This window comes from Comamonas thiooxydans (assembly GCF_000964545.1).
Taxonomy (GTDB): Bacteria; Pseudomonadota; Gammaproteobacteria; order Burkholderiales; family Burkholderiaceae_C; genus Comamonas; species Comamonas thiooxydans.
The window spans coordinates 1-1,411 of sequence record NZ_BBVD01000040.1; the positions used below are offsets into that span (position 1 = coordinate 1).

The 1,411-nt window shown below is 62.3% G+C and carries 1 protein-coding gene; it reads right to left on the reverse strand.

Annotated elements, in window-relative coordinates:
- The coding region (locus tag Cth01_RS23910; RefSeq protein ID WP_045840617.1) for an electron transfer flavoprotein-ubiquinone oxidoreductase at window positions 1–1,411 on the reverse strand (1,411 nt) is incomplete at both ends.

Sequence of the window (1,411 nt, forward strand, 5' to 3'; positions counted from 1 at the left end):
GCTGCTTGCCGGCATTGGCTTCGTCCTCGACGAATTCGTAGACGCCTGCGGGGCAGTAGCGCTGCTCGGGGCCGGCGAACTTGGTCAGGTTCACGTCGACGGGAACGCTGGCGTCCTTGAGCGTCAGGTGAGCAGGCTGGTTCTCTGCATGATTGGTGCTGCTGATGAAGACGCTGGAGAGGCGGTCAAAGGTCAGCTTGCCATCGGGCTTGGGGTATTCGATGGGCGTGCACTCGGCAGCGGGCTTGAGATAGGCATGGTCGGGCTTGTTGCGATGCAGCGTCCAGGGGATGTTGCCGCGCAGCACGAACTGCTCCAGGCCGTTCATGATCGAGGCGGTGGTCAGGCCCTTCTTGAACCAGGCCTTGAAGTTGCGTGCCTTCCACAGTTCCTCATACAGCCAGCTGTTCTCGAACGCATAGGTGTAGGCGGTCAGTTCGTCACTCTGGCGACCTGCGACGATGGCGGCGTAGGCGGCTTCGGCGGCCAGCATGCCGGTCTTGATCGCGGCGTGGCTGCCCTTGATGCGGCTGACGTTGAGGAAGCCGGCTTCGCAGCCCACCAGCGCGCCGCCGGGGAAGACAAAGCGGGGCAGGCTGGAGATGCCGCCAGCCGTGATGGCACGGGCACCGTAGGAGATACGCTTGCCGGGCTTGATGCCATTGGCTTCGTCACCTTCCAGGTAGTAGCGGATATTGGGATGGGTCTTCCAGCGCTGCATCTCCTCGAATGGAGACAGATAAGGGTTGGAGTAATCCAGGCCGGTGATGAAGCCCAGCGTGACCAGATTGTCTTCCAGGTGATAGAGGAAGGCACCGCCGTAGGTGTCGCTCTTCATGGGCCAGCCTGCGGTGTGCAGCACCATGCCGGGCTTGTGACGCTTGGGGTCGATTTCCCAGAGTTCCTTGATGCCCAGACCGTAAGTCTGCGGGTCGCGGTTGGCATCCAGGGAGTACTTGGCGATGATCTGCTTGCCGAGGTGGCCGCGCGCACCTTCGGCAAAGATGGTGTACTTGCCGTGCAGTTCCATGCCCAGCTGGAAGTCGCCCGTGGGCTCGCCTTCCTTGCTGATGCCCATATTGCCGGTGGCCACGCCCTTGACGGAGCCGTCTTCGTTGTAGAGCACTTCGGCAGCGGTGAAGCCGGGGAAGATTTCCACGCCCAGGGCTTCGGCCTGCTCTGCCAGCCACTTGGTGACAAAGCCCAGGCGAACGATGTAGTTGCCTTCGTTATGGAAGCACTTGGGCAGCAGCCAGTTGGGCGTGCGCAAGGAGCTCTTCTCGCCGAGGAAGACCATGGCGTCTTCGGTCACGGGCTGGTTCAGGGGAGCACCCTTTTCCTTCCAGTCGGGGATCAGCTCGGTCAGCGCGCGAGGATCCATGATGGCGCCAGACAGCGTGTGTGCGCCGGG